Raw genomic sequence first — 24,685 nt, forward strand, 5'->3', positions numbered from 1 at the left:
ATCCCGGACAGAGGTGTTAGTATCGATTTATAGCAGTTATGAGTATGCGTGTTTCATTTACGGCCAGGAACGCTGATGATGACAACATTACTCCCTCTTTTCCGGGTACCTACATCATTCACTCCCTTTGACGGCGAGCGCTTCATCGGCGTCTGTTCGTCGTCTGGCCCCTTTTCTTTTTTCATTCTTATCCCGAATGGAAACCCCCGCTGAGCGCACGCCCGGCGGATTTTGTGACACGCATGGTTAGACAACAGGGATTACGGCGGGTCGATTATGGACAAAATGAAGCGTCATCTGGTGTGGTGGGGAGCGGGGATTCTTGTAGCGGTGGCCGCGATAGCCTGGTGGATGCTGCGCCCTGCGGGAATACCGGAGGGATTTGCCGCCAGCAACGGCAGAATTGAAGCCACCGAAGTGGATATTGCCACTAAGATTGCCGGGCGTATTGATACCATCCTCGTTTCGGAAGGGCAGTTCGTTCGTCAGGGCGAGGTGCTGGCGAAAATGGATACCCGCGTGCTGCAGGAGCAGCGGCTGGAGGCGATTGCGCAGATTAAAGAGGCCGAGAGCGCGGTTGCCGCCGCCCGTGCTTTGCTGGAGCAACGCCAGAGTGAAATGCGCGCCGCGCAGTCGGTCGTCAAACAGCGGGAAGCTGAGCTGGACTCCGTCTCTAAACGTCACGTGCGTTCTCGTTCGCTGTCGCAGCGTGGCGCGGTATCTGTACAACAGTTAGATGACGATCGCGCGGCGGCGGAAAGCGCGCGCGCCGCCCTGGAGACCGCCAAAGCGCAGGTATCTGCGGCAAAAGCGGCGATTGAAGCGGCGCGTACCAGTATTATCCAGGCGCAAACGCGCGTGGAAGCGGCGCAGGCGACCGAGCGGCGTATTGTCGCCGACATCGACGACAGCGAATTAAAAGCGCCGCGCGATGGACGCGTGCAGTACCGCGTTGCGGAGCCGGGCGAAGTGTTATCGGCTGGCGGCCGGGTGTTGAACATGGTCGATCTCAGCGATGTTTATATGACATTTTTCCTGCCGACCGAACAGGCGGGGTTGTTGAAGATCGGCGGCGAAGCGCGACTGGTGCTGGACGCCGCGCCGGATCTGCGTATTCCGGCGACGATCAGTTTTGTCGCCAGCGTGGCGCAGTTCACGCCCAAAACCGTGGAAACCCACGATGAACGACTGAAGCTGATGTTCCGCGTCAAAGCGCGTATTCCGCCAGAGCTACTGCGACAGCATCTGGAATATGTCAAAACCGGTTTGCCGGGAATGGCCTGGGTTCGTCTGGATGAGCGCGTGCCCTGGCCTGACGCTCTAAGCGTGAGGCTGTCGCAATGACGTCGCTGAAGCTGGTGCCTGTTCCTCCCGTGGCGCAGCTTGAGGGGGTGAGCCAGCATTACGGAAAAACAGCCGCGCTGAACAATATCACGCTGGACATTCCCGCCCGTAGTATGGTCGGGCTGATTGGTCCGGACGGGGTGGGTAAGTCGAGCCTGCTGTCGCTGATTTCTGGCGCGCGGGTGATTGAGCAAGGGAACGTTATCGTCCTGGGCGGGGATATGCGCGATGCGAAACATCGCCGCGACGTCTGTCCGCGCATCGCCTGGATGCCGCAGGGGCTGGGGAAAAACCTTTATCACACGTTATCGGTTTATGAGAACGTCGATTTTTTTGCTCGTCTCTTTGGTCATGACAAAGCTGAACGTGAAGCGCGTATTACCGAGCTGCTGAACAGCACGGGCCTGGCACCGTTTCGTGACCGTCCTGCCGGGAAGCTGTCCGGTGGGATGAAACAAAAGCTGGGGCTGTGCTGTGCGCTGATTCATGACCCGGAATTGCTGATTCTTGATGAGCCTACCACCGGCGTGGACCCGCTCTCCCGCGCTCAGTTCTGGGACTTAATCGACAGTATCCGCCAGCGCCAGACCAATATGAGCGTGTTGGTCGCAACGGCCTATATGGAAGAGGCGGAGCGTTTTGACTGGCTGGTGGCGATGAATGCGGGCGAGATACTGGCAACCGGCAGCGCGCAGCAACTGCGGGCAAAAACCCATAGCGCGACGCTGGAACAGGCGTTTATCGCCCTGTTGCCAGAAGCGCAGCGCCAGGCGCATAAGCCAGTGGTGATCCCGCCGTATCACGCTGAGCAGGAAGAGATTGCCATTGAGGCGAAAGATCTGACCATGCGCTTCGGTAAGTTCGTCGCGGTTGACCATGTTAATTTCCGCATTCCGCGCGGCGAGATTTTTGGCTTCCTCGGTTCAAACGGTTGCGGCAAATCGACCACCATGAAAATGCTGACCGGTCTGCTTCCCGCCAGCGAAGGTCAGGCCTGGCTATTTGGCCAGCCGGTGGACCCGAACGACATCGATACCCGTCGCCGGGTCGGGTATATGTCGCAGGCTTTTTCGCTCTATAACGAACTCACCGTGCGGCAGAATCTGGAACTTCATGCCCGCCTGTTTCATATTCCGCCAGCGGAGATCCCGGCGCGCGTCGCGCAGATGATCGAACGCTTTATGCTAACGGAGGTGGAAGATACGCTCCCTGCTTCATTGCCGCTCGGTATCCGCCAGCGTTTATCGCTGGCGGTAGCGGTGATCCATCGCCCGGAAATGCTGATTCTTGATGAGCCAACGTCCGGCGTTGATCCGGTCGCCAGGGATATGTTCTGGCAGCTTATGGTCGATCTTTCGCGTCAGGATAAGGTGACGATTTTTATCTCGACCCATTTTATGAACGAAGCGGAACGTTGCGACCGAATGTCATTGATGCACGCCGGTAAAGTGCTCGCCAGCGGTACGCCGCAGGAATTGGTGCAACAGCGGGGCGCGGCCAATCTGGAAGCGGCGTTTATTTCCTGGCTACAGGAAGCTGCGGGAGCGGCGCCTGAAACCCCAATACCGCCATCCCAGACGCCCGCCGCGTCAGGTAAACCGTCGCGGCAGGGATTGAGCTTCCGGCGTTTGTTCAGCTACAGTCGCCGCGAAGCGCTGGAGCTACGCCGCGATCCGGTACGCTCGACGCTGGCGCTGCTGGGAACGGTAATTCTGATGCTGATTATGGGCTATGGCATCAGTATGGACGTGGAGAACCTGCGTTTTGCCGTACTCGATCGCGATCAAACCGTCAGCAGCCAGGCATGGTCGCTCAATCTGGCGGGATCGCGCTATTTTATCGAACAGCCGCCGCTCGCCAGCTATGACGAGCTTGACCGGCGGATGCGTTCGGGAGAGTTGGCGGTTGCCATTGAGATCCCGCCTAATTTTGGCCGCGATATTGCTCGCGGTACGCCAGCGCAGATTGGCGTCTGGGTGGATGGCGCCATGCCCAGCCGCGCCGAGACGGTGAAGGGGTACGTTCAGGCGATGCACCAAAGCTGGCTGCAGGAGGCGGCAAGTCGTCAGCCGAACCCGGTTAAACAGACCGGGCTGCTCAACATTGAAACGCGCTATCGCTATAACCCGGATGTGAAAAGTCTGCCCGCTATCGTTCCGGCGGTCATTCCGCTGCTGCTCATGATGATCCCGTCAATGCTTAGCGCCCTGAGCGTGGTGCGGGAGAAAGAGCTGGGGTCGATAATTAATCTGTACGTAACGCCGACGACGCGCAGCGAATTTTTGCTGGGTAAACAACTGCCGTATATCGCGCTGGGTATGCTGAACTTCTTGCTACTGTGCGCGCTGTCGGTCTTTGTGTTCGGCGTGCCGCTGAAAGGCAGCTTTCTCACGCTTACCCTCGCGGCGCTACTTTACGTCATCATCGCCACCGGTCTGGGGCTGCTGATCTCCACGTTTATGAAGAGCCAAATCGCCGCTATTTTTGGGACGTCGATTATTACCCTCATTCCGGCAACACAATTTTCCGGCATGATCGATCCGGTGGCTTCGCTGGAAGGACCGGGAAGATGGATCGGCGAGATCTACCCGACCAGCCATTTTCTGACGATCGCGCGCGGGACGTTTTCCAAAGCGTTGGATCTGTCCGATCTCTGGCCGTTATTTATGCCGTTACTGATTGCCGTCCCGGTGGTGATGGGTCTGAGCATTCTGCTGCTGAAAAAACAGGAGGGGTAATGCGCGGATTACGTAATATTTATAATCTCGGCGTTAAAGAACTGCGCAGTCTGCTGGGCGACAAAGCGATGCTGTCGCTGATCGTCTTCGCCTTTACGATTTCGGTTTACTCCTCCGCTACCGTCCTGCCCGGTTCGTTGCATCTTGCCCCTATCGCCATCGCCGATATGGATCAGTCACAGTTGTCGAACCGTATTGTGAATAGTTTTTACCGCCCGTGGTTTCTGCCGCCGGAGATGATTACGGCAACGGAAATGGATGCCGGACTGGATGCCGGACGCTATACCTTTGCGGTCAATATTCCGCCGAATTTCCAGCGTGATGTGCTGGCCGGACGTCAGCCTGATATTCAGGTTAACGTCGATGCGACGCGCATGAGCCAGGCGTTTACCGGCAACAGTTATATCCAGAATATTATTAGCGGCGAGGTCAACAGCTTTGTGGCGCGCGCGCGGGGAGATAACGTTCAGCCGGTGTCGCTGGAGATTCGGATGCGCTTTAACCCGAATCTGGACCCGGCGTGGTTTGGCGGCGTGATGGCGATTATCAACAACATTACCATGCTGGCGATAGTGCTGACCGGATCGGCGCTGATCCGCGAGCGAGAACACGGCACGGTAGAGCATCTGTTGGTGATGCCGGTCACGCCCTTTGAGATCATGATGGCGAAAGTGTGGTCGATGGGGCTGGTCGTGCTGGTGGTTTCCGGTTTGTCTTTGATGCTGATGGTGAAAGGCGTGCTTGGCGTGCCGATTGAAGGATCGATCCCATTGTTTATGTTGGGCGTGGCGCTGAGCCTGTTCGCCACCACTTCAATTGGGATCTTTATGGGCACCATCGCCCGTTCGATGCCGCAACTGGGGTTATTAATGATTCTGGTACTGTTACCGCTACAAATGCTTTCCGGCGGTTCCACGCCGCGCGAAAGTATGCCGCAGGCGGTGCAGGATATTATGCTGACCATGCCGACGACGCATTTTGTCAGCCTTGCCCAGGCTATTCTTTATCGCGGCGCAGGTTTGAGTATCGTCTGGCCGCAGTTCCTGACCCTGCTGGCGATAGGCGGCGTGTTCTTCCTGATAGCGCTGTTACGCTTCAGAAAAACGATTGGCACAATGGCGTAAACATTATTGCCGGATGGCGGCTGCGCCTCATCCGGCCTACAAACGACGACGTGCGAACGTAGGCCGGGCAAGCGAAGCGCCCCCGGCGTTAGTCTTCTTTCGGCAAACACTGCAAGTGGCCGTGGCGCACGCCGCGCTGGGCGATAACATCATCGGCAAAATGCTGTACGTCGCCCATATCGCCCTTCAGAACGGCGATCTCCAGACAGTCATCGTGGTTGATATGGACGTGCAGCGTGGCGACGGATAAATCATGATGATGATGCTGGGTGGAGACGATGCGGCTGGCTAAATCCCGTTTCTCATGTTCATAAACATATGAAAGTACCGCGAAACCCTGTGTGCCGTGTTCCTGAGTGGCCTCCTGCGCCAGAGCGCCGCGCAGAATATCACGGATCGCTTCGGAGCGATTGTTATAGCCGCGTCGCTGGCTCAGGCTGTCCAGCGTTTCCAGTAAATCGTCATCGAGGGTGATGGTGACACGTTGCATCTGACTTAAACCTTTTGGTATGGCGCGTCGGCGCATGGGAAGCTCCGCATTTTGTAACACACGTCCGCCGCCAGAGGGAAAAATTAATGTGTCATAGCGCTTTCGTTATCGTCTGCGGCGTCAGCGTAAACGGTGTGGGGGTACAGACTGCCAGACTGAGCGTATCGAGCTGACACTGGCTGACCGACAAGGCAGAGGGCAACGTGCTGTCCACGCTGACGATTTGCCAGGCGCTGCCGCCGCGTTGTTTTACGATGGCTTCTTTACGCGTCCAGATACGCCAGAATGCCGCCAGTTGTTGCTCCGGACGTTCCGCTTCCATTTCAGCATGTTCGCCGAGGCTGAATACCGCATTTGCCAGCGAACGCCAGTTATCGCGCGGGCGGATCACTTCAATATCGCAGCCGACTTCACCTTCGTCGCTAAGCAACAGAGCAATAGTGTCGCCGCTATGGCTGAGGTTAAACCACAGCGGCGTTCCGGCGGAAAAAGCCGGTTTACCCTGTTCGCCATACACCATCTCCGGTAGCGGCGAGAGCGCACGGGAAAGCAGCACGCGCCCGGCCAGCCAGCTTGCCCGGCGAACGCCCTGCGGCGCCTGAGCGATTAACGCGTCGGGCAATTGACCTGCGCTTAATGTTGATACTTTTCCCAGAACGATCTGGTACATATCAGGACCAACGTTGCCTATGAAGAAGAGGAGATTGTAGCATCTGTCGCCTCATCCCGGTAAACGGCTTTTCGGTCGGCCTGGCCCCAGTAAGATCGCCAGTTTGCTGCCGCCTTTAGTGGTTTCCATCCATATTTTGCAGACGCTGGTCAAAGGAACGGACAAGAGCATCCCGACCGGGCCTAATAGCCATCCCCAGACCAATAACGAAAGAAATACCACCAGCGTGGACATTCCCAGACGATGGCCCATCATGCGTGGCTCCATAATGTTGCCAATCACCATATGGACCAGCAAAAAGAGCGCGCCGACCAGTACGCACTCGTAAAAACCGTTAAATAACAGCGCCTGAATCATGGGGGGAACGGCGGAAATCACCGAGCCGATATTAGGAACGTAATTGAGCAAAAAGGCCAGTACGCCCCACATTAGCGCAAACTGAATATCCATTAACGCCAGCCCCAGCCAGATAATCGCGCCCGTCCATAGACTGAGCAGCGTTTTCAGCGCCAGATAATGCGAGACGCCTTTCAGGGCGCGGTGCAGGCCGGCAATATGAATTTGTGGATTGTTTAGCGCGAAACGTAATTTATAAGGCACGTGACGCACCTCAAACAGCATAAAAACCACGGTCATTACCAGCAGCACAATGCTTGCCATCGCGCCCGATACGCCGGTCATTAATGTTGTGGTGAAGAGCATGATTTTATCGGAATCCATCCCGCGGAGCATACGTTCCGGCGACATATGTAAATTCAGGAAGGGCATTAACTCCTGAAGGTGTAAGACCTTACGCGTCAGCTCCTTGCTGTATTTAGGCAGCATAGCGATAAATTCATTAAGCGATGCGGCAAGCACACCCACCAGCGCGGTAAGCACGATCAGCATGACAACCACCACGATAGTAATCGCCAGCGGTCGCTTCACGCCCCGACGAATAAACCAGGTCACTAATGGGTTAAGAACGATGGCGAAAAAGAGCGCCAGCAAGAGTTGTACAATAATACCCGCCGCGGCATGAATCCCGGCGAGAATAATAACCAGGGAGGCCAGTTTCAGCAGAATATGCATACCCGTTTTGTCGGGTTGAGCGGTTGCCATGAAGTTTTCCTTGTTGTGTTTTTTTCTAAGTGTAGCGGCTGCCCTGATACCGATAATCTGAATCTCACTACTGATTTTCACCGCGCGCCATGATAGAAAAGAAAACATGTTGTAAAAATGCGGTGATACTCATGCCCGAACCCGTCGCTGAACCGGCGCTAAACGGATTGCGCCTCAATCTGCGTATTGTCTCCATTGTGATGTTTAACTTTGCCAGCTACCTGACCATCGGCCTGCCGCTCGCCGTCTTGCCCGGCTATGTGCATGATGCGATGGGATTCAGCGCGTTCTGGGCGGGGCTTATTATCAGCCTGCAATACTTCGCCACTCTGTTAAGCCGTCCCCATGCCGGGCGGTATGCGGATGTATTAGGGCCGAAAAAAATCGTTGTCTTTGGCTTATGCGGCTGTTTTTTAAGCGGACTCGGCTACCTGCTGGCGGATATCGCCAGCGCCTGGCCGATGATCAGTTTGTTGCTACTGGGGCTGGGTCGCGTGATTTTGGGGATTGGGCAAAGTTTTGCCGGCACCGGTTCGACACTATGGGGCGTCGGCGTCGTCGGGTCGTTGCATATTGGTCGGGTCATCTCCTGGAACGGTATCGTCACCTACGGCGCAATGGCGATGGGCGCGCCGCTGGGCGTGCTGTGTTATGCCTGGGGCGGGTTACAGGGACTGGCGCTAACGGTGATGGGCGTGGCGCTGTTGGCGGTACTGTTAGCCCTTCCACGTCCGTCGGTGAAGGCGAACAAAGGCAAGCCGCTGCCGTTTCGCGCGGTGCTGGGGCGTGTCTGGCTGTATGGTATGGCGTTGGCGCTGGCCTCGGCAGGGTTTGGCGTCATCGCGACGTTTATTACCTTATTTTATGATGCTAAAGGTTGGGATGGCGCCGCCTTTGCGCTTACGTTATTTAGCGTCGCGTTTGTCGGCACGCGTTTGCTGTTCCCTAACGGCATCAATCGTTTAGGCGGGTTGAATGTCGCCATGATCTGCTTTGGCGTGGAGATTATTGGTCTGTTACTGGTGGGGACGGCAGCCATGCCGTGGATGGCAAAAATCGGCGTTTTACTCACGGGGATGGGGTTTTCGCTGGTCTTTCCGGCGCTGGGCGTGGTGGCCGTCAAAGCCGTGCCGCCGCAGAACCAGGGCGCGGCGCTGGCGACCTATACCGTCTTTATGGATATGTCTTTGGGGGTTACCGGGCCGCTGGCGGGGCTGGTGATGACCTGGGCGGGCGTGCCGGTGATTTATCTGGCGGCGGCCGGGCTGGTAGCGATGGCGCTATTGCTGACCTGGCGCTTAAAAAAACGGCCTCCGTCTGCACTGCCGGAGGCCGCATCATCGTCGTAAAGGTTACTTAATAACCAACGTATTGATGATGTTTTCAGCCGTGGTTTGCGCTTTTTGCTGATTGTCCGCAGGCAGCGTGACCTGAATCGTCAGCAATTGGTTATCCACTTTGCCCAGCACGATGGAAGAATACGCCGTCTGGCCCTTCGCGGAGATAATGCTGTCCAGTTGTTGCAACGTATGGCCTTTGAGCTCAATAGACTTATTGGTGACCACCTGAAGCTGCGGGTCGCGGCTACGCTGTTGCTCAAGCAGGCGGTTTGCCAGCACCGGCAACGCTTCATCGGTATTATCGCCGACGATAACAATCACCGCTTTCTGGCCCGTCGGGTCAGAATAAACGTGCATATTATTCGCCTGGGTGCCCAGCTTACCGCTTTGATCGGTCATATCCGCCGGCAGCGAGAAACTGAGTTTGCCATCCATCAGGCTGATGGGCTGGCCGGAGGCCTGGCTTTCTGCGGCGGCGCTTTCTGCCGACGCTTTTGTATCGTTGTTATCACAGGCCGCAAGCCCCATAACCAGCAGGCCAATACCGGCATATTTAACCAAATTGCGCATTGACTTCTTCCTTTCGATAAACGGCCATAACGGCTCATTCGCTCATCTTATCACAACTCGGAAAACGAACCTTTAACTTGCCGGTAATGGGGAAATTTCAGATTTATCTGCCAGCTTTTTCAGCAACATATTCAGTAGAACGCCGTACATCGGCAGGAAGAAAATAATGCTGATGAGCACCTTAAAGCAATAATCCACCAGCGCAATTTCCATCCAGTGTTCGGCCATAAAGGCATCGGGGCTTCGCCAGAACGCAATGAAGAAAAAGGCAAGGGTATCGCTGATATTGCCAAACAGCGTTGAAGCGGTCGGCGCCAGCCACCAGCGACGATTTTGGCGCAGGCGGTTAAACACATGGACATCAAGGATCTGTCCCAGCGCGTAGGCCATAAAGCTGGCGGCGGCGATACGGGCGACAAACAGATTAAAGTTCGCCAACGCGGCGAAACCTTGCCAGGCGCCCATATAGAACAGCGATGACACCACATACGACACCAGCAGCGCAGGGATCATGACGGCGAAGATAATGCGGCGCGCCAGCGGTGCGCCAAAAATACGCACGGTAAGATCGGTGGCAAGAAAAATAAAAGGAAAACTAAACGCGCCCCAGGTCGTGTGGAAACCAAAAATAGTGATGGGGAGCTGCACCAGATAGTTACTGGAAATGATCACCAGTAAATGGAATAGCGATAGCCAGAACAACGCTTTTACGCGCTGTGATTGTGTAAACGGAGTCATATTGTGACCTTTTTGTTGGATGGGGTGAGGGAACCCAATAAAGAACCGCCGCATAATACTGTTTTGCGCTGGCATTGCAATGGCTAATTTTCACGCAATCGTTAACCTGCCTGGCTTACTGACGAAGATGGGCGTAAAATATCGCCGTTTTTCTACCATTGAGACGAAGATGAGCGATCTGTTTTCCTCCCCTGACCATACGCTTGACGCCCTGGGGCTGCGTTGCCCTGAACCAGTAATGATGGTGCGCAAAACGGTGCGCAACATGCAAACTGGCGAAACATTGCTGATTATCGCCGACGATCCGGCGACGACGCGTGATATTCCGGGGTTCTGTACCTTTATGGAACACGATTTGCTGGCGCAAGAGACGGAGGGTCTGCCGTACCGCTATTTATTGCGTAAAGCGCATTAACCGCACGGCAGATAGCATTCTGATTAGAAGCTTTCCCAGTTCGCCTGTTCTGCGGCGGGCTGTGGCGTTAAGCCTTTGCTTAACGGCGTCGGCGACGCCTCCCGACGAGGTTGTTTCTGGATGCGGAACGCGGCGACCGCCTGACGAAGTTCGTTAGCCTGATCTTCCAGCGCCGCCGCTGCTGCTGCGGATTCCTCTACCAGCGAGGCGTTTTGCTGCGTCACGCTGTCCATTTCCGATACCGCCTGCGCCACCTGCTCAATGCCTTTGCTTTGCTCATCGGAGGCAGAGGCGATTTCGCCCATAATATCGGTCACGCGGGTCACGGCGTTAACGATCTCTTTCATGGTTTCTCCCGCTTCGCGTACCTGCGTAGAGCCGGTATCAATGCGCGACACGGAGTTTTCAATCAGTACTTTGATCTCTTTGGCGGCCTGCGCGCTACGGCTGGCCAACGTGCGTACCTCTCCGGCCACGACCGCGAATCCTCGCCCCTGTTCGCCGGCGCGGGCGGCTTCTACCGCGGCGTTCAGCGCCAGGATATTAGTCTGGAAGGCGATACCGTCAATCACGCTGGTGATGTCCACGATTTTTTCCGAGCTTTCGGCGATATCGTTCATGGTGTTCACTACGTTATCCACCACGCGTCCTCCTTTACGCGCGGTTTCTGATGCGGTTTTCGCCAGACCCGTCGCCTGGCGTGCGTTATCGGTGTTTTGCCGTACCGTGGCGGTTAACTGTTCCATGCTGGCGGCGGTCTCCTCCAGCGCCGAGGCCTGTTGTTCGGTACGGGAAGAGAGGTCGCTGCTGCCGGCGGAAATTTCGCCTGCGCCAGTATAGATAGAGTCCGCGTTATCGCGCACCGCGCTGACGGTACGGATTAACGACTGCTGCATCGTTTTAAGACCGGCGGCCAGTTGGCCCATTTCACTGCGTCCTTCGGCCTCTATCTCATGGGTAAGATCGCCGTCGGCGATCGTTTGAATGTGCGCCATAATCCGTTGCAGCGGGCGGAGTAGAACGCGTTGCAGCCCCAGCCAGATAAACGCCAGCACGATGAGTACGATAAGTAGAATTATCCCCAGCGTCCATTGCATCTGGGTAAAGCTGCTCTGATTCTGATCGCTGGCTAATTTTATTAATTGCGCATTTTGAGAGAGCCACTGGTCATATACCTGCTCCATGTCATCCTGCGCTTTTTGCGCGTCAAGGTTGCCATAGGCGGCGTAATTATCGGCTTTAAGATAGTGGATAGACTGCTGCAAAACGTCATACATCTGCTTAAAGCTGGCTTCGGCCTGGGCATCCAACGCCGGATCTTTGCCCGCGATCGCTTCGGAGTTCACGTAGTTGTTGAAATGTTTTTCCGCTTCGTTGAGCGACGCGCCAGCATTGGTTAACAGCGTGTTCATGGCGTCCAGCGAGGCGGGATCGCGCTGATTTTTTAACATGCGTATCGCCACGCGGTTAATGGTAACGCGGGTTTCGATCAATGTCTGAAAACTGCCGCCCAGTTCCTGTTGTTGGTAACTCAGTGCGCTCGCATTCTGGAAATTCAGCCGATCGCTGCTGACGGCGGAATAAAACAGTATTCCTGTCACCAGCAATAAGGCGCTAAATATGCCCAGCGTCGCGATAACGCCGGTGATGACTTTGATATTTTTCATAGTGCCTAACATTCCTTATTTTGTAGACGGTATGATCAATATCGGTTGGATAAAAATTAACCTTACATCAAATCACGCTATTTCTGATTAATGGTTTGATAAGTAATAGAAAATAAATAATTTTCGCGTGAATAATATGTACAAAGAAAGGAATACCGCGGGATAACCCGGCGACACGACGCCGCCGGGCGGGAGAAGATTAGTTTTTACGCAGCAAACGTAGCGCGTTGGCGGTCACCAATACCGTGGCTCCCGTATCCGCCAGGATTGCCAGCCATAGCCCGGTAAAACCAAGTAGCGTCGTCACCAGGAAAATGGCTTTCAGCCCCAGCGCAATGGTGATGTTCTGCCGGATATTCGCGTGGGTAGCGCGCGCCAGCGTAATCATCTGCGCTAACCCGCGCAGACGGTTATGAGTAAGGGCGGCGTCAGCCGTTTCCAGCGCGACGTCAGTACCGCTGCCCATCGCAATTCCGATACTGGCGGCTTTCATCGCGGGCGCATCGTTAATGCCGTCGCCCACCATCGCCAGCGGCGCTTGTTGGTTAAGGGCGGTGACTGCCCGCACCTTGTCTTCCGGCAGTAGCCCGGCTTTAAACGCCAGATCCAGCTCGCCGGCAATCGCTGCCGCCGCCCGTGGGTTATCGCCGGTCAGAATCACGCCGTTAACGCCTAACTGATGCAGGTCGCGGATGGCGTCGCGCGCATCGTCACGCAATGTATCCTGGAGGGCGAGGACGCCAAGTACGGTCTCGTTACGCAGCACCAGAACCACCGTCTGCCCGGCGTTTTCCAGTTCGCTAATTTGCCCGGCAAACGCCGCCGCAGGCTGTTTCCCCGCCGCGCAAATCAGAATACGTTCGCCGTTAACCTGCGCTTCAATTCCGGTGCCGGCCAGCGTTCGCTGCGATTCCGCCGTCGGGATCGCCAGATCGCGTGTCTGCGCTTCGCGGATAATAGCCTGTGCCAGCGGGTGCGTAGCGCCTTGTTCTACGGCTGCCGCCAGCGCCAACAGTTCAGCCTCGCTGATACCGCTTGCCGGATGAATCGCCGTCACCCGTGGTTTACCAATGGTCAACGTACCGGTTTTATCAAAGGCGACCTGCGTGATACGGCCCAGTTGCTCCAGCGCTGCGCCGCCTTTAATCAATGCGCCGCGCCGTGCCGCCGCCGCCAGCCCGGAGGTAATGGCCGCGGGCGTGGAGATCACCAGCGCGCACGGGCAACCGATTAATAGCAGCGTCAGCCCTTTATAAATCCACTCCTGCCAGCCGCCATCGAACATCAGCGGCGGAATAAGCGTCACCAGCAGCGCGATGACCATAATGACTGGCGTATAGATGCGGCTGAAACGGTCAATAAACCGCTCAATAGGCGCACGGCGCTCTTCCGCCTCTTCAATCAGCGTCAGGATACGGTCAATCGCGCTGGCGCCAGGTTCAGATAACACCTCCAGGGTGACGAGACGGTCAACGCTGGTCGCGCCTGCCGGGACTTTGTCGCCCGTTGCGCGCTCCACCGGGATAGACTCGCCGGTGAGCGCGCTTTCATCAAAGCTGGCGAAACCGGAAACCAGTTTACCGTCGGCGGGTAAACGCCCCCCGGCGGCGACTTCGATAATATCGCCCGGTCGCAGGGTATTAATCGCGACCTCTTCCCGTACGCCGTCGCGCAGACGGGTCGCCGTTTCCGGTTTAAGCGCCATTAACGCGCTGACGCCTTTACGGGCGCGGCTGGCGGCCCATCCTTCCAGGCGCTCGCCGATGAGGAACAGCAGCAATACCATTGCTGCCTCCGCCGTCGCGCCTATAAACAGCGCGCCAATGGCGGCGACGCTCATCAGCGTTTCAATAGCGAACCAACTGCCGCTTTTCATCAGCCGCAGCGCCTGGCGGGCAATAGGATACAGACCGACCAGAGTGGTGACGATAAAGGCCAGTTGGCCGAACGGGTGGTTAAATTGCTCCAGCCCCCAGCTTATCGCCATCATAATGATCAGCGTAATAAGCGGCAGGTTCTCTTTAAGACGAGATTCAGGCGCGGCGTCGCGCGAATCTTCGCTACGCAAGGTATAACCCGCCTTCTGTACGGCGCGTTCAATTTGCGCGCGGAGGTCGGCGTCGGCATCGACCACTAACTTTTCGGTGGCGAACAGCACTTGCGCCTGGTTGACGCCGCGAATTTGGCGGACCGCATTCTCCACTTTTCGGGCGCAGGCGGCGCAGTCCATGCCGGAGATTTTCCAGGTATAGCGCGTGCCTGCCACGGCAGTAGAAACAGGCGCGCTGGACGCGCAATGTTCTTCGCAGCAGCAGCTATCGGCCTTCTGTATTGCCGGGGCTAATCTGAAGGAGGTAAAGGGCGGGACTTTTTTGCCATCGGTATCAGGGGTCGACATAACGTCCTCCGGTTGATGATAATTTTCTCATTAACCGGAGGATACACTCTGGAGTCGACTCCAGAGTCAAGCGCTATTATTTACAGGTACAGCGAGCGAACAATCAGGAAGTGTCCTGCAAAGTAGCAGGCGGCGGCAATCGCGTTATCCGCCCGGAAACGGCGGCGGTAATGGCTACCCAGCCAGACGATATTGCCGATGAACAGCAGCGTCGCGCCGGTAAAGGCCGAAAGGGCTGGCGCCGTTGGGCGGAAGAACCACAGTTCGCCCGCCAGCCAGACCATGACCAGCGTCATGGCGATAAAAGTACATACCGGCCAGCGTAGCTCCTCCAGTCGCGTCCAGATAACGGCGATAAGCAACGCGCCGACTATCAGTAACGCCAGCGGCAGCGGCCAGAAGAACGACAACGTCATTTGGCTGGCAAAGTAAATGGTGTAGAGCAGATGCGATAAGAAAAATGCCCCGACGGCGTACAGCAGGCGTTGACGCGGTAAGAGCGTTAACGCATCGCCGACCAGCGAGGCGCACAGTCCGGCCAACACAAGATAACTGATGGCGTCAAACATCGGCGCTTGCCAGGCCAGTAACAGCAATAGTAATAACGTGACGGGCTTAAAAACCCAGCGTTGCCAGGCTGGCCCGCGATAGGAGGCGTCCACATACAGCCATGCGGACAGGCAGACAGCGATAAACGACCAAAGCATCTTAATTCCTTGAATTCGTTATTTTTTCGCAAACGGTATGCTTGCGGCTCTATTATTCAGTGTAGAGGCCGTGACGGTCAGATGACAACACTATAACGGGCAGGGTATGCTTATTTCCGCATTTTCTGACAGGTTAACAGTATGAGTAAGCCACCGCTTTTCTTCATTATAATCATCGCATTAATCGTAGTTGCCGCGTCGTTCCGCTTCGTTCAGCAACGGCGGGAAAAAGCCGCTAATGAGGCGGCGCCGTTACAGCAAAAGCTGGTCGTGGTCAGCAGTAAACGGGAGAAGCCGGTTAACGACCGACGCTCTCGCCAGCAGGAAGTGAGCCCGGCGGGAACCAGTATGCGCTATGAGGCCAGTTTTAAGCCGCTCAATGGCGGTCTCGAAAAAACGTTCCGTTTACAAGCGCAGCAGTACCACGCTTTGACGGTGGGCGATCAAGGTACGCTGAGCTATAAGGGAACGCGGTTCGTCGGGTTTGTTAGCCGTACCCCGGATAACGAATAAACCGTCATCCGGCAGCAAACATTATTTTTTGTTCTTAAACTTCTTCTGCCAGACCAGCAGCTCAAACACGCCGAACAGGAAAATGCGGATTTTCTCTCCCGTCGTCATCTGCGGACCCTCTTTCGGTATCGTTGATTTCAGCAGCGCCAGTTGCATACCGTGCATCAGCGCCATGAACACCAACGCCACGTTGACGAAGATATTGAGCGGGCGCGGGAAGGGATGCACCAGATTAAGAATCAAAAATGCCCACACGAAGAGCATTAATAAGCGGCCCAGATTAATCAACATCATTTTCTCCTTGCGCGTCGCGCTGATACAGACGATAAGCGACCTGTCCGGCCACCTTTTCTCGATACAATGCCCAGTTCGCCGGAACGGGCGGCAGACCGTTTTCCACCTCGCTTTCTACGTAGATTAGCGCGTCGTCGGCCAGCCATCCCTGGGTTTCCAGCAATTGTAACGTCTCTTCCAGCAGCCCTTTACGAAACGGCGGGTCGACAAAGACGACGTGATGCGGCGTCCCCGGCTGGCTGAGGAAGGTCAGAGTATTGGTATTGACGACGCGAGCATTGTTGGCTTTCAGCGTCGCCAGATTTTTTTGCAACTGCTGCGATACGGCGCGATCCATTTCCAGTAACGTTGCCTGGGCCGCATAACGTGATAGCGCTTCCAGACCCAGCGCGCCGCTGCCGGCAAAGCAATCCAGACAATGGGCGTCTACCATTACCGGAGCCAGCCAGTTAAATAACGTTTCGCGCACGCGATCGGTGGTGGGACGCAGACCCGGGCTGTCCGGAACCGGTAATTTACGGCCACGCCATTGCCCGCCAATAATGCGGATTTGGCCGCTGCCAGAGTGAGTCGGTTTTTTCATTTCTCTTGCTCGAACCGCCTGTTGCAAGTTATTCCAGGCGGTGATGTGAATTAAGTTAAGTGATAGACTATTTCATCATTTTTTTAGCTTCCATGTATATAGCGCCGCGAGGGGTGTAGTCGCAGATGGCAAAACAGAAAAAACGTGGCTTCTTTTCCTGGTTGGGCTTCGGTGATAAAGAGCAGAAGCAGGAACAGACCGAAGAACAGCAGATTGTTGAGGAACAACGACCGGTTGAGCCCCCTGTTGAAACGGCGGCAGACGTAGACGCGCAAACGCCCGCGCACAGCAAAGCAGAAACCGAAGCCTTTGCGGAAGAGGTGGTGGACGTTACTGAGAAAGTTCAGGAGAGCGAAAAACCGCAGCCGGTAGAGCCGGAGCCCGCGGCGGCCATTGAGATGGCAGCGCCGCAGATCGCGGTGGAACGCGAGGAATTGCCGCTGCCGGAAGAGGTCAAAGACGAGGCTATCTCGCCGGAAGAGTGGCAGGCCGAAGCGGAAACCGTAGAGGTCATTGCCGCGGTAGAAGAAGAGGGCGAAAACGCGGCGAAATTCACCGACGAAGAGCTGGAAGCGCAGGCGCTGGCCGCTCAGGCGGCGGAAGAGGCGGTGATGGTTGTTCCGCCGGCGGAAGAAGACGAGCCGGTGGAAGCGATCGTTCAGGAGCAGGAAAAACCGACTAAAGAAGGTTTCTTTGCCCGCCTGAAACGCAGTCTGCTGAAAACCAAAGAAAATCTCGGTTCCGGATTTATCAGTCTGTTCCGCGGCAAGAAAATCGACGATGATTTGTTCGAGGAGCTGGAAGAGCAGTTGCTCATCGCTGATGTCGGGGTGGAAACCACGCGTAAGATTATCGCTAATCTGACGGAAGGCGCCAGCCGCAAACAGCTTAAAGATGCCGAGGCGCTGTATGGTCTGTTGAAAGACGAGATGGGCGAGATTCTGGCGAAGGTAGACGAACCGCTTAATATTGAAGGTAAAACGCCTTTTGTTATTCTGATGGTTGGCGTGAACGGCGTGGGTAAAACCACTACTATCGGTAAACTGGCGCGCCAGTTTGAGCAGCAGGGTAAATCAGTGATGCTGGCGGCGGGGGATACTTTCCGCGCGGCGGCGGTCGAACAGCTACAGGTCTGGGGACAGCGTAACAACATTCCGGTTATCGCCCAGCATACCGGCGCGGACTCCGCCTCGGTGATTTTTGACGCTATCCAGGCCGCGAAGGCGCGTAATGTGGATGTGTTAATTGCCGATACGGCAGGGCGTCTGCAGAACAAGTCGCACCTGATGGAAGAGCTGAAAAAAATCGTTCGCGTCATGAAAAAGCTGGACGAAGAAGCGCCACATGAAGTTATGCTGACCATTGACGCCAGCACCGGACAGAACGCGGTAAGCCAGGCCAAACTGTTCCATGAAGCGGTAGGCTTAACCGGTATTACCCTGACCAAGCTGGACGGTACGGCGAAAGGCGGGGTGATTTTCTCGGTAGCTGACCAGTTTGGCATTCCTATCCGTTACATTGGCGTGGGCGAACGTATCGAGGATTTGCGTCCGTTTAAGGCGGACGATTTTATTGAGGCACTTTTTGCCCGAGAGGATTAACAATGATTCGCTTTGAACATGTCAGCAAGGCCTATCTCGGCGGGAGACAAGCGCTGCAGGGAGTGACATTCCATATGCGGCCAGGCGAGATGGCGTTTCTGACCGGCCACTCCGGCGCGGGGAAAAGTACCCTGCTGAAGCTAATCTGTGGGATTGAGCGGCCCAGCGCCGGCAAAATCTTCTTCAGCGGGCATGATATTACGCGCCTGAAAAACCGCGAAGTGCCGTTTTTGCGCCGCCAGATTGGGATGATTTTCCAGGATCACCATCTGCTGATGGATCGCACGGTCTATGACAATGTGGCGATACCGTTAATCATTGCCGGCGCCAGCGGCGATGATATCCGTCGTCGTGTGTCGGCGGCGCTGGATAAGGTTGGACTACTGGACAAAGCGAGAAACTTCCCGATTCAACTCTCCGGAGGCGAACAACAGCGCGTGGGCATCGCCCGCGCGGTGGTCAATAAGCCAGCGGTATTGCTGGCGGATGAACCGACCGGGAACCTGGACGACGCGTTGTCGGAAGGGATTTTACGTCTGTTTGAAGAGTTTAACCGCGTAGGGGTGACGGTACTGATGGCGACGCACGATATTGGACTTATCTCCCGTCGTTCCTATAGGCAGCTCGTCCTGAGCGATGGACATCTGCATGGAGGCCTGGCCAATGAATAGGCGCGACGCGATTAACCAAATCAGGCAGTTCGGCGGACGGCTGGATCGACTGCGTAAGTCTCGCGGCGGAACAGGCGGCGGGCGCAACGCGCCAGGACGCCAGAAGCCGACACCGAAACCGAACTCACGTAAAACGAATGTCTTTAATGAACAGGTGCGCTATGCCTGGCACGGCGCGCTGCAAGATCTGAAAAGCAAACCGCTGGCGACGTTTCTGACGGTGATGGTGATCGCCATCTCCCTGACGCTGCCCAGCGTCTGTTACATGGTCTATAAGAACGTCAACCAGGCGGCGACTCAGTATTATCCGTCGCCGCAGATCACCGTTTATCTGCAAAAAACGCTGGATGATGACGCGGCGGCGCGGGTTGTTGGACAGCTTCAGGCCGAGCAGGGCGTTGAGAAGGTCAACTACCTGTCCCGTGAGGACGCGCTGGGAGAATTCCGCAACTGGTCGGGTTTTGGCGGCGCGCTGGACATGCTGGAAGAGAACCCGCTACCGGCGGTGGCAGTGGTGATCCCCAAGCTGGACTTCCAGAGTACCGCCTCGCTTAATACGCTGCGCGACCGTATCTCGCAGATTAACGGCATTGACGAAGTCCGCATGGATGATAGCTGGTTTGCGCGCCTGGCGGCGCTCACCGGGCTGGTGGGCCGCGTGTCGGCGATGATCGGCGTGCTGATGGTCGCGGCGGTCTTCCTCGTTATCGGCAACAGCGTGCGCCTGAGCATTTTTGCCCGTCGCGACACCATTAACGTGCAAAAGCTGATTGGCGCGACCGATGGCTTTATCCTGCGTCCGTTCCTCTACGGCGGCGCGTTGCTCGGTTTTTCCGGCGCGTTTCTTTCACTGATATTGTCTGAAATTTTGGTGATGCGTTTATCATCGGCGGTGACTGAAGTGGCGCAGGTCTTCGGCACGAAGTTTGATCTCAATGGCTTATCGTTCGATGAGTGCCTGTTGCTGCTGCTGGTCTGTTCCATGATTGGCTGGATCGCCGCCTGGCTGGCTACGGTGCAACATTTACGTCACTTTACTCCCGATTGATAAAATCGTGGTATAATCTTTCCCTGCAATGGGCTTCCGTTCGCAGGGAAAGAGTCCCTGTTGTCTCTTCCCCGCGTTTCATCTTCATGTCACATTATGTGTGTAAATTATGCACAGTGTTACATTGAACTTGTGGATAAAATCACTGTCTGATAAAAGAGTGGATGATATTCTCGTTGCTCATCGGCTTTGGCACGGTTGTTGCTCGCTGACGGTGCCAGGCAATACTGATTGAGAGGATTTGAATGACCAAAGAAATGCAAAATTTAGCTTTAGCCCCTGTTGGCAACCTGGAATCTTATATCCGGGCGGCGAACGCGTGGCCGATGTTATCGGCTGACGAGGAGCGGGCATTGGCTGAAAGGCTGCATTACCAGGGCGATCTGGAAGCAGCTAAAACGCTGATCCTGTCTCACCTGCGCTTTGTTGTTCATATTGCTCGTAACTATGCGGGCTATGGTCTGCCGCAGGCGGATTTGATCCAGGAAGGCAACATCGGCCTGATGAAAGCCGTACGTCGTTTTAACCCGGAAGTAGGCGTGCGCCTGGTTTCCTTCGCCGTACACTGGATTAAAGCAGAAATTCACGAATACGTGCTGCGTAACTGGCGTATCGTTAAAGTCGCAACCACGAAAGCGCAGCGTAAGCTGTTCTTTAATCTGCGTAAAACCAAGCAGCGTCTGGGCTGGTTTAATCAGGATGAGGTTGAAATGGTGGCGCGCGAACTGGGTGTTTCCAGTAAAGACGTGCGTGAGATGGAGTCGCGTATGGCGGCGCAGGACATGACGTTTGACATGTCTTCGGACGATGAGTCCGACAGCCAGCCAATGGCGCCGGTGCTGTATCTGCAGGATAAATCGTCTAACTTTGCCGACGGCATTGAAGACGATAACTGGGAAGAGCAGGCCGCCAACCGACTGACCGACGCGATGCAGGGGCTCGACGAGCGTAGCCAGGATATTATCCGCGCTCGCTGGCTGGACGAAGACAATAAGTCTACGTTGCAGGAGCTGGCCGATCGTTACGGCGTCTCCGCTGAGCGTGTGCGCCAGCTTGAAAAGAACGCCATGAAAAAGCTTCGCGCTGCGATCGAAGCGTAATCTTCGCGAATTGCCAATGAACCCTCGAATGTGAATTCGGGGGTTTTGTTTTTTGTAGGCCGGATAAGGCGTTTACCCTGCCATCCGGCAACACGTTTGCCCGATGGCGCTTCGCTTATCGGGCCTACGGACCCTTCCTCTCCCCCACCGACACAAATCTGTTATCTGAATGTAAATTTAGCTATTCCAAAATAATAAAAATCGGGTATGTTTTAGCAGAGTATGCTGCTAAAGCACGGGTAGCTAGCCAATAATCGAAATAAAGTGCTGAACAATAACACCACAACACACGTAACAACCAGAATAATGGGGATTATCAGGATGAATATGAAGGGTAAAACGTTATTGGCAGGATGTATCGCCCTGTCATTAAGCCATATGGCATTCGCAGAGGACATTAAAGTCGCGGTTGTCGGCGCGATGTCCGGTCCGGTGGCGCAGTATGGCGACCAGGAATTTACCGGTGCGGAGCAGGCAATTGCCGATATCAATGCGAAAGGCGGTATTAAAGGCGATAAGCTCGTCGCGGTGAAATATGACGACGCCTGCGACCCGAAACAGGCGGTAGCTGTCGCTAACAAAGTGGTGAACGACGGCATCAGGTATGTTATCGGACACTTATGCTCCTCTTCCACACAGCCAGCCTCTGATATCTACGAAGACGAAGGCATCCTGATGATAACCCCGGCGGCGACCGCGCCGGAGCTGACCGCACGCGGCTATAAGCTGGTTTTGCGCACCACCGGTCTGGACTCTGACCAGGGGCCAACGGCGGCAAAGTATATTCTGGAGAAGGTAAAACCGCAGCGCATCGCGATTATCCACGATAAGCAGCAGTACGGCGAAGGGCTGGCGCGCGCGGTGCAGGACGGTCTGAAGAAAGGCGGCGTTAACGTCGTATTCTTTGACGGCATCACCGCCGGCGAAAAAGATTTCTCCACTCTGGTAGCGCGTCTGAAAAAAGAGAATATCGACTTTGTCTACTACGGCGGTTATCACCCGGAAATGGGGCAGATCCTGCGCCAGTCCCGCGCCGCAGGGCTGAAAACCCAGTTTATGGGGCCGGAAGGGGTGGCGAACGTGTCGCTGTCTAACATCGCCGGAGAGTCAGCGGAAGGCTTACTGGTCACCAAACCGAAGAACTACGACCAGGTCCCGGCGAACAAACCGATTGTGGATGCTATCAAAGCCAAGAAACAAGATCCTAGCGGCGCGTTTGTCTGGACCACCTACGCCGCGCTGCAATCGTTGCAGGCGGGTCTGAACCAGTCTGACGATCCGGCGGAAATTGCCAAATACCTGAAAGGCGCCACGGTCGACACCGTAATGGGACCGCTGTCGTGGGATGAGAAAGGCGATCTGAAAGGATTTGAGTTCGGCGTGTTTGACTGGCATGCGAATGGTACGGCGACAGACGCCAAGTGATTTTCCTGGCGCCTTTCGCGCTGCAGGTGCGTTGGCTACGTTATTCAACCCCGGTCACTTACTTATGTAAGCTCCCGGGGATTTCATAACTTGCCGCCTGCCTGCAACGCGAAATTCTTGGAAAATTGCGAGGTGGTTTTTATCTTTTCTCCCGGCATGTAGGCCGGATAAGCGTCAGCGCCATCCGGCTTTCTTTTAGCGCTTCTCCCAGCCGTCATGCTGGGCGGTAAAACCTAACGCCTGCATAAACGCGGCCATCACGCTGCGGTCTTCAACACCGACATCCGCCATCCACCACGACGAGACGTTGGGATTATCGCGGATGACTTCTTCTACCAGGTATTGCCCGACGCCGCGACGACGGGTGATTTCACGCACGCGTAAGGAATCCAGCGCGCCCTGCGTTCCGCTCAGCGTCACTCTTACGGCGCCCAACAAACGCTCGTTAAACCGCGCGGCATAAATCCGGTGCGTTTCATCTACGCTTAATGAGGAGGCGGAATATTCCGGCCAGATTTTGCCCAGATCGATCTGATCCTGAGCGCTAAAGTGTTCTAAACGAAGAATAGTCAGCTTCATCGACGGCTTGTCCCGATTTCAAAAGATGCGATCAGTGTACCGAAACAGGCAGGCCAGATGCTTTCTCTTTTTTGTGTCATTTACCAGGTTATTAATTTTTTAACAACGATAATTACAGTTTGAAGCATTAGAGAATGGAAAACAGGCAGCATAATTCCCTGAATGCTAGTGAATTATTCCACTTAATATGCCGTTATTTTATGCTGACAAGCGTGCTTTTTTTTGTTTATCTATAGCGAAAAGCAGAATATTATCTTTTCTTAATAGACTGAAAAATAGAGATTTTAATCTTATTATGCTTTAAATGCTGCGCTAACTCATTAATGAGTCAGTAAAAAGCGCACCATTTATAAAAAGTACAGTCTGCTTTTTAACCAGCAAAAACAAAACATATAACATCACGAATGGGGATACAGGCACATGAAACGGAAAGCGAAAACAATAATCGCAGGGATTGTTGCATTAGCAGTCTCGCAGGGGGCAATGGCAGATGATATTAAAGTCGCCATAGTCGGGGCGATGTCCGGCCCGGTAGCGCAATGGGGCGATATGGAATTTAACGGCGCGCGCCAGGCCATTAAAGACATCAACGCTAAAGGCGGTATTAAAGGCGATAAGCTGGTCGGCGTAGAGTACGATGATGCCTGCGATCCAAAACAGGCGGTGGCGGTGGCCAACAAAATCGTTAACGACGGTATTCAGTACGTTATTGGTCACTTGTGTTCTTCTTCTACTCAGCCAGCATCCGATATCTATGAAGATGAAGGTATTCTGATGATCTCTCCGGGGGCGACTAACCCGGAGCTGACCCAGCGCGGCTATCAGTACATTATGCGTACCGCCGGCCTGGACTCCTCCCAGGGGCCAACGGCCGCGAAATACATCCTGGAAACGGTGAAGCCGCAGCGCATCGCTATCATTCACGATAAACAGCAATACGGCGAAGGACTGGCGCGCTCCGTGCAGGATGGCCTGAAGCAGGGCAATGCCAATATTGTCTTTTTTGATGGTATTACCGCCGGTGAAAAAGATTTCTCCGCCCTGATTGCCCGCTTGCAAAAAGAGAATATCGACTTTGTGTATTACGGCGGCTACTACCCGGAAATGGGGCAGATGCTGCGCCAGGCGCGGGCTAATGGCCTGAAAACGCAATTTATGGGGCCGGAAGGCGTAGGTAACGCGTCGCTGTCCAATATTGCGGGCGGTGCGGCGGAAGGCATGTTGGTGACGATGCCAAAACGTTATGACCAGGACCCGGCGAATAAAGCGATTGTCGAAGCGCTGAAAGCCGACAAGAAAGATCCCAGCGGTCCGTACGTCTGGATCACCTACGCCACCGTCCAGTCACTGGCGACCGCAATGACGCGTAGCGCCAGCCATGCTCCGCTGGATCTGGTGAAAGATCTTAAAGCTAACGGGGCTGATACCGTTATTGGGCCGCTGAAATGGGATGAAAAAGGCGATCTTAAGGGATTTGAATTTGGCGTCTTCCAGTGGCACGCCGACGGCTCGTCAACCGTCGCGAAGTAATGCCAGAAGATAAGTTATCCCACCGCCCGCACGCCGGGC

At 55.2% G+C, this 24,685-nt stretch carries 24 protein-coding genes; 12 read left to right on the forward strand and 12 right to left on the reverse strand.

Annotated elements, in window-relative coordinates; genetic code table 11:
* The first annotated feature begins 276 nt into the window (after positions 1-276).
* The 3 genes from J1G48_RS01270 to J1G48_RS01280 are packed head-to-tail and all read left to right on the forward strand — an operon-like array spanning position 277 to position 5,206.
* Entirely contained in the window at positions 277-1,344 is a 1,068-nt protein-coding gene (locus tag J1G48_RS01270) for an HlyD family efflux transporter periplasmic adaptor subunit (protein ID WP_000359836.1), read from the forward strand.
* Entirely contained in the window at positions 1,341-4,082 is a 2,742-nt protein-coding gene (gene rbbA / locus J1G48_RS01275; RefSeq protein ID WP_000202481.1) for a ribosome-associated ATPase/putative transporter RbbA, read from the forward strand. Before J1G48_RS01270 ends, rbbA begins: the two co-directional genes overlap by 4 nt.
* A complete protein-coding gene (locus J1G48_RS01280; RefSeq protein ID WP_001214764.1) occupies positions 4,082-5,206 on the forward strand; it encodes an ABC transporter permease in 1,125 nt (374 codons plus the stop codon). Before rbbA ends, J1G48_RS01280 begins: the two co-directional genes overlap by 1 nt.
* An 88-nt stretch (positions 5,207-5,294) precedes the next feature.
* On the opposite strand, the gene nikR is transcribed toward J1G48_RS01280, so the two are convergent.
* The 3 genes from nikR to J1G48_RS01295 all read right to left on the reverse strand — a co-directional run bounded on the left by nikR (position 5,295) and on the right by J1G48_RS01295 (position 7,467).
* Complete coding sequence (gene nikR, locus J1G48_RS01285) at positions 5,295-5,696, reverse strand: nickel-responsive transcriptional regulator NikR (protein ID WP_001190057.1); 402 nt, start codon at positions 5,694-5,696, stop codon at positions 5,295-5,297.
* A gap of 91 nt (positions 5,697-5,787) precedes the next feature.
* Positions 5,788-6,366, reverse strand: a complete 579-nt coding sequence (gene acpT, locus J1G48_RS01290; protein WP_000284365.1) for a 4'-phosphopantetheinyl transferase AcpT — start codon at positions 6,364-6,366, stop codon at positions 5,788-5,790.
* 51 nt (positions 6,367-6,417) lie between these two features.
* Positions 6,418-7,467: an AI-2E family transporter gene (locus tag J1G48_RS01295; protein WP_000179593.1), complete on the reverse strand. Its 1,050-nt coding sequence runs from the start codon at positions 7,465-7,467 to the stop codon at positions 6,418-6,420.
* An 89-nt stretch (positions 7,468-7,556) separates the two neighbouring features.
* On the opposite strand from J1G48_RS01295, the gene J1G48_RS01300 reads away from it, so the two are divergent.
* Entirely contained in the window at positions 7,557-8,816 is a 1,260-nt protein-coding gene (locus J1G48_RS01300; protein ID WP_001576500.1) for an MFS transporter, read from the forward strand.
* 3 nt (positions 8,817-8,819) lie between these two features.
* Here J1G48_RS01300 and J1G48_RS01305 read toward each other — a convergent pair whose 3' ends face one another.
* Together J1G48_RS01305 and J1G48_RS01310 are read right to left on the reverse strand one after the other, a co-directional pair.
* Complete coding sequence (locus J1G48_RS01305; protein ID WP_001245277.1) at positions 8,820-9,377, reverse strand: DcrB family lipoprotein; 558 nt, start codon at positions 9,375-9,377, stop codon at positions 8,820-8,822.
* A gap of 72 nt (positions 9,378-9,449) precedes the next feature.
* A complete protein-coding gene (locus J1G48_RS01310; protein WP_001519906.1) occupies positions 9,450-10,115 on the reverse strand; it encodes a 7-cyano-7-deazaguanine/7-aminomethyl-7-deazaguanine transporter in 666 nt (221 codons plus the stop codon).
* Between the two features lie 169 nt (positions 10,116-10,284).
* Here J1G48_RS01310 and tusA point away from each other — a divergent pair, with 169 nt between their 5' ends.
* On the forward strand, positions 10,285-10,530 hold the full coding sequence (gene tusA / locus J1G48_RS01315; protein WP_001541054.1) for a sulfurtransferase TusA: 246 nt from the start codon (positions 10,285-10,287) through the stop codon (positions 10,528-10,530).
* 23 nt (positions 10,531-10,553) lie between these two features.
* On the opposite strand, the gene J1G48_RS01320 is transcribed toward tusA, so the two are convergent.
* From J1G48_RS01320 to J1G48_RS01330, 3 genes are all read right to left on the reverse strand, one after another.
* Complete coding sequence (locus J1G48_RS01320) at positions 10,554-12,197, reverse strand: methyl-accepting chemotaxis citrate transducer (RefSeq protein ID WP_000789678.1); 1,644 nt, start codon at positions 12,195-12,197, stop codon at positions 10,554-10,556.
* Between the two features lie 199 nt (positions 12,198-12,396).
* Positions 12,397-14,595: a Zn(II)/Cd(II)/Pb(II) translocating P-type ATPase ZntA gene (gene zntA / locus J1G48_RS01325; protein ID WP_000106653.1), complete on the reverse strand. Its 2,199-nt coding sequence runs from the start codon at positions 14,593-14,595 to the stop codon at positions 12,397-12,399.
* Between the two features lie 80 nt (positions 14,596-14,675).
* A complete protein-coding gene (locus J1G48_RS01330) occupies positions 14,676-15,302 on the reverse strand; it encodes a lysoplasmalogenase (RefSeq protein ID WP_000964735.1) in 627 nt (208 codons plus the stop codon).
* Between the two features lie 141 nt (positions 15,303-15,443).
* Between J1G48_RS01330 and J1G48_RS01335 the strand changes: the two genes are divergently transcribed.
* The gene (locus J1G48_RS01335) at positions 15,444-15,815 is read left to right on the forward strand and encodes a DUF2500 domain-containing protein (protein ID WP_000042852.1); all 372 of its coding nucleotides are present in this window, start codon (positions 15,444-15,446) and stop codon (positions 15,813-15,815) included.
* 21 nt (positions 15,816-15,836) lie between these two features.
* On the opposite strand, the gene J1G48_RS01340 is transcribed toward J1G48_RS01335, so the two are convergent.
* Both J1G48_RS01340 and rsmD read right to left on the reverse strand, forming a co-directional pair.
* The gene (locus tag J1G48_RS01340) at positions 15,837-16,106 is read right to left on the reverse strand and encodes a DUF1145 family protein (RefSeq protein ID WP_000906759.1); all 270 of its coding nucleotides are present in this window, start codon (positions 16,104-16,106) and stop codon (positions 15,837-15,839) included.
* Positions 16,096-16,692, reverse strand: coding sequence for a 16S rRNA (guanine(966)-N(2))-methyltransferase (rsmD, locus tag J1G48_RS01345; RefSeq protein WP_000743277.1), 597 nt, complete (start codon positions 16,690-16,692; stop codon positions 16,096-16,098). Before rsmD ends, J1G48_RS01340 begins: the two co-directional genes overlap by 11 nt.
* A gap of 125 nt (positions 16,693-16,817) precedes the next feature.
* Between rsmD and ftsY the strand changes: the two genes are divergently transcribed.
* The 5 genes from ftsY to livJ all read left to right on the forward strand — a co-directional run bounded on the left by ftsY (position 16,818) and on the right by livJ (position 22,537).
* A complete protein-coding gene (gene ftsY / locus J1G48_RS01350; RefSeq protein WP_001118683.1) occupies positions 16,818-18,293 on the forward strand; it encodes a signal recognition particle-docking protein FtsY in 1,476 nt (491 codons plus the stop codon).
* Positions 18,294-18,295: 2 nt separating this feature from the next.
* The gene (gene ftsE / locus J1G48_RS01355; RefSeq protein WP_000617729.1) at positions 18,296-18,964 is read left to right on the forward strand and encodes a cell division ATP-binding protein FtsE; all 669 of its coding nucleotides are present in this window, start codon (positions 18,296-18,298) and stop codon (positions 18,962-18,964) included.
* The gene (gene ftsX / locus J1G48_RS01360; protein WP_001081707.1) at positions 18,957-20,012 is read left to right on the forward strand and encodes a permease-like cell division protein FtsX; all 1,056 of its coding nucleotides are present in this window, start codon (positions 18,957-18,959) and stop codon (positions 20,010-20,012) included. The genes ftsE and ftsX overlap by 8 nt, the downstream gene beginning before the upstream one ends.
* Before the next feature lie 245 nt (positions 20,013-20,257).
* Positions 20,258-21,112 (forward strand): RNA polymerase sigma factor RpoH, encoded by an 855-nt coding sequence (gene rpoH / locus J1G48_RS01365; RefSeq protein WP_000159621.1) that lies wholly within the window; start codon positions 20,258-20,260, stop codon positions 21,110-21,112.
* Positions 21,113-21,433: 321 nt separating this feature from the next.
* A complete protein-coding gene (gene livJ, locus J1G48_RS01370) occupies positions 21,434-22,537 on the forward strand; it encodes a branched chain amino acid ABC transporter substrate-binding protein LivJ (RefSeq protein ID WP_001676601.1) in 1,104 nt (367 codons plus the stop codon).
* Between the two features lie 83 nt (positions 22,538-22,620).
* Here livJ and J1G48_RS01375 read toward each other — a convergent pair whose 3' ends face one another.
* Together J1G48_RS01375 and panM are read right to left on the reverse strand one after the other, a co-directional pair.
* Entirely contained in the window at positions 22,621-22,755 is a 135-nt protein-coding gene (locus J1G48_RS01375) for a hypothetical protein (protein ID WP_001517957.1), read from the reverse strand.
* Entirely contained in the window at positions 22,733-23,116 is a 384-nt protein-coding gene (gene panM / locus J1G48_RS01380) for an aspartate 1-decarboxylase autocleavage activator PanM (RefSeq protein WP_000778873.1), read from the reverse strand. The genes J1G48_RS01375 and panM overlap by 23 nt, the downstream gene beginning before the upstream one ends.
* A gap of 420 nt (positions 23,117-23,536) precedes the next feature.
* Here panM and livK point away from each other — a divergent pair, with 420 nt between their 5' ends.
* Positions 23,537-24,646 (forward strand): high-affinity branched-chain amino acid ABC transporter substrate-binding protein LivK, encoded by a 1,110-nt coding sequence (gene livK, locus J1G48_RS01385; RefSeq protein WP_000822978.1) that lies wholly within the window; start codon positions 23,537-23,539, stop codon positions 24,644-24,646.
* Positions 24,647-24,685: the final 39 nt, after the last annotated feature.

Source organism: Salmonella sp. SAL-020 (assembly GCF_017372215.1).
Lineage (GTDB): Bacteria > Pseudomonadota > Gammaproteobacteria > Enterobacterales > Enterobacteriaceae > Salmonella > Salmonella enterica.

What these genes read in the sequence shown, in the direction of transcription:
- J1G48_RS01270 (WP_000359836.1), top strand. Translation starts at nt 277, where the DNA reads ATGGACAAAATGAAGCGTCATCTGGTGTGGTGGGGAGCGGGGATTCTT.
- rbbA (WP_000202481.1), top strand. Translation starts at nt 1,341, where the DNA reads ATGACGTCGCTGAAGCTGGTGCCTGTTCCTCCCGTGGCGCAGCTTGAG.
- J1G48_RS01280 (WP_001214764.1), top strand. Translation starts at nt 4,082, where the DNA reads ATGCGCGGATTACGTAATATTTATAATCTCGGCGTTAAAGAACTGCGC.
- nikR (WP_001190057.1), bottom strand. Translation starts at nt 5,696, where the DNA reads ATGCAACGTGTCACCATCACCCTCGATGACGATTTACTGGAAACGCTG.
- acpT (WP_000284365.1), bottom strand. Translation starts at nt 6,366, where the DNA reads ATGTACCAGATCGTTCTGGGAAAAGTATCAACATTAAGCGCAGGTCAA.
- J1G48_RS01295 (WP_000179593.1), bottom strand. Translation starts at nt 7,467, where the DNA reads ATGGCAACCGCTCAACCCGACAAAACGGGTATGCATATTCTGCTGAAA.
- J1G48_RS01300 (WP_001576500.1), top strand. Translation starts at nt 7,557, where the DNA reads ATGATAGAAAAGAAAACATGTTGTAAAAATGCGGTGATACTCATGCCC.
- J1G48_RS01305 (WP_001245277.1), bottom strand. Translation starts at nt 9,377, where the DNA reads ATGCGCAATTTGGTTAAATATGCCGGTATTGGCCTGCTGGTTATGGGG.
- J1G48_RS01310 (WP_001519906.1), bottom strand. Translation starts at nt 10,115, where the DNA reads ATGACTCCGTTTACACAATCACAGCGCGTAAAAGCGTTGTTCTGGCTA.
- tusA (WP_001541054.1), top strand. Translation starts at nt 10,285, where the DNA reads ATGAGCGATCTGTTTTCCTCCCCTGACCATACGCTTGACGCCCTGGGG.
- J1G48_RS01320 (WP_000789678.1), bottom strand. Translation starts at nt 12,197, where the DNA reads ATGAAAAATATCAAAGTCATCACCGGCGTTATCGCGACGCTGGGCATA.
- zntA (WP_000106653.1), bottom strand. Translation starts at nt 14,595, where the DNA reads ATGTCGACCCCTGATACCGATGGCAAAAAAGTCCCGCCCTTTACCTCC.
- J1G48_RS01330 (WP_000964735.1), bottom strand. Translation starts at nt 15,302, where the DNA reads ATGCTTTGGTCGTTTATCGCTGTCTGCCTGTCCGCATGGCTGTATGTG.
- J1G48_RS01335 (WP_000042852.1), top strand. Translation starts at nt 15,444, where the DNA reads ATGAGTAAGCCACCGCTTTTCTTCATTATAATCATCGCATTAATCGTA.
- J1G48_RS01340 (WP_000906759.1), bottom strand. Translation starts at nt 16,106, where the DNA reads ATGTTGATTAATCTGGGCCGCTTATTAATGCTCTTCGTGTGGGCATTT.
- rsmD (WP_000743277.1), bottom strand. Translation starts at nt 16,692, where the DNA reads ATGAAAAAACCGACTCACTCTGGCAGCGGCCAAATCCGCATTATTGGC.
- ftsY (WP_001118683.1), top strand. Translation starts at nt 16,818, where the DNA reads ATGGCAAAACAGAAAAAACGTGGCTTCTTTTCCTGGTTGGGCTTCGGT.
- ftsE (WP_000617729.1), top strand. Translation starts at nt 18,296, where the DNA reads ATGATTCGCTTTGAACATGTCAGCAAGGCCTATCTCGGCGGGAGACAA.
- ftsX (WP_001081707.1), top strand. Translation starts at nt 18,957, where the DNA reads ATGAATAGGCGCGACGCGATTAACCAAATCAGGCAGTTCGGCGGACGG.
- rpoH (WP_000159621.1), top strand. Translation starts at nt 20,258, where the DNA reads ATGACCAAAGAAATGCAAAATTTAGCTTTAGCCCCTGTTGGCAACCTG.
- livJ (WP_001676601.1), top strand. Translation starts at nt 21,434, where the DNA reads ATGAATATGAAGGGTAAAACGTTATTGGCAGGATGTATCGCCCTGTCA.
- J1G48_RS01375 (WP_001517957.1), bottom strand. Translation starts at nt 22,755, where the DNA reads ATGACGGCTGGGAGAAGCGCTAAAAGAAAGCCGGATGGCGCTGACGCT.
- panM (WP_000778873.1), bottom strand. Translation starts at nt 23,116, where the DNA reads ATGAAGCTGACTATTCTTCGTTTAGAACACTTTAGCGCTCAGGATCAG.
- livK (WP_000822978.1), top strand. Translation starts at nt 23,537, where the DNA reads ATGAAACGGAAAGCGAAAACAATAATCGCAGGGATTGTTGCATTAGCA.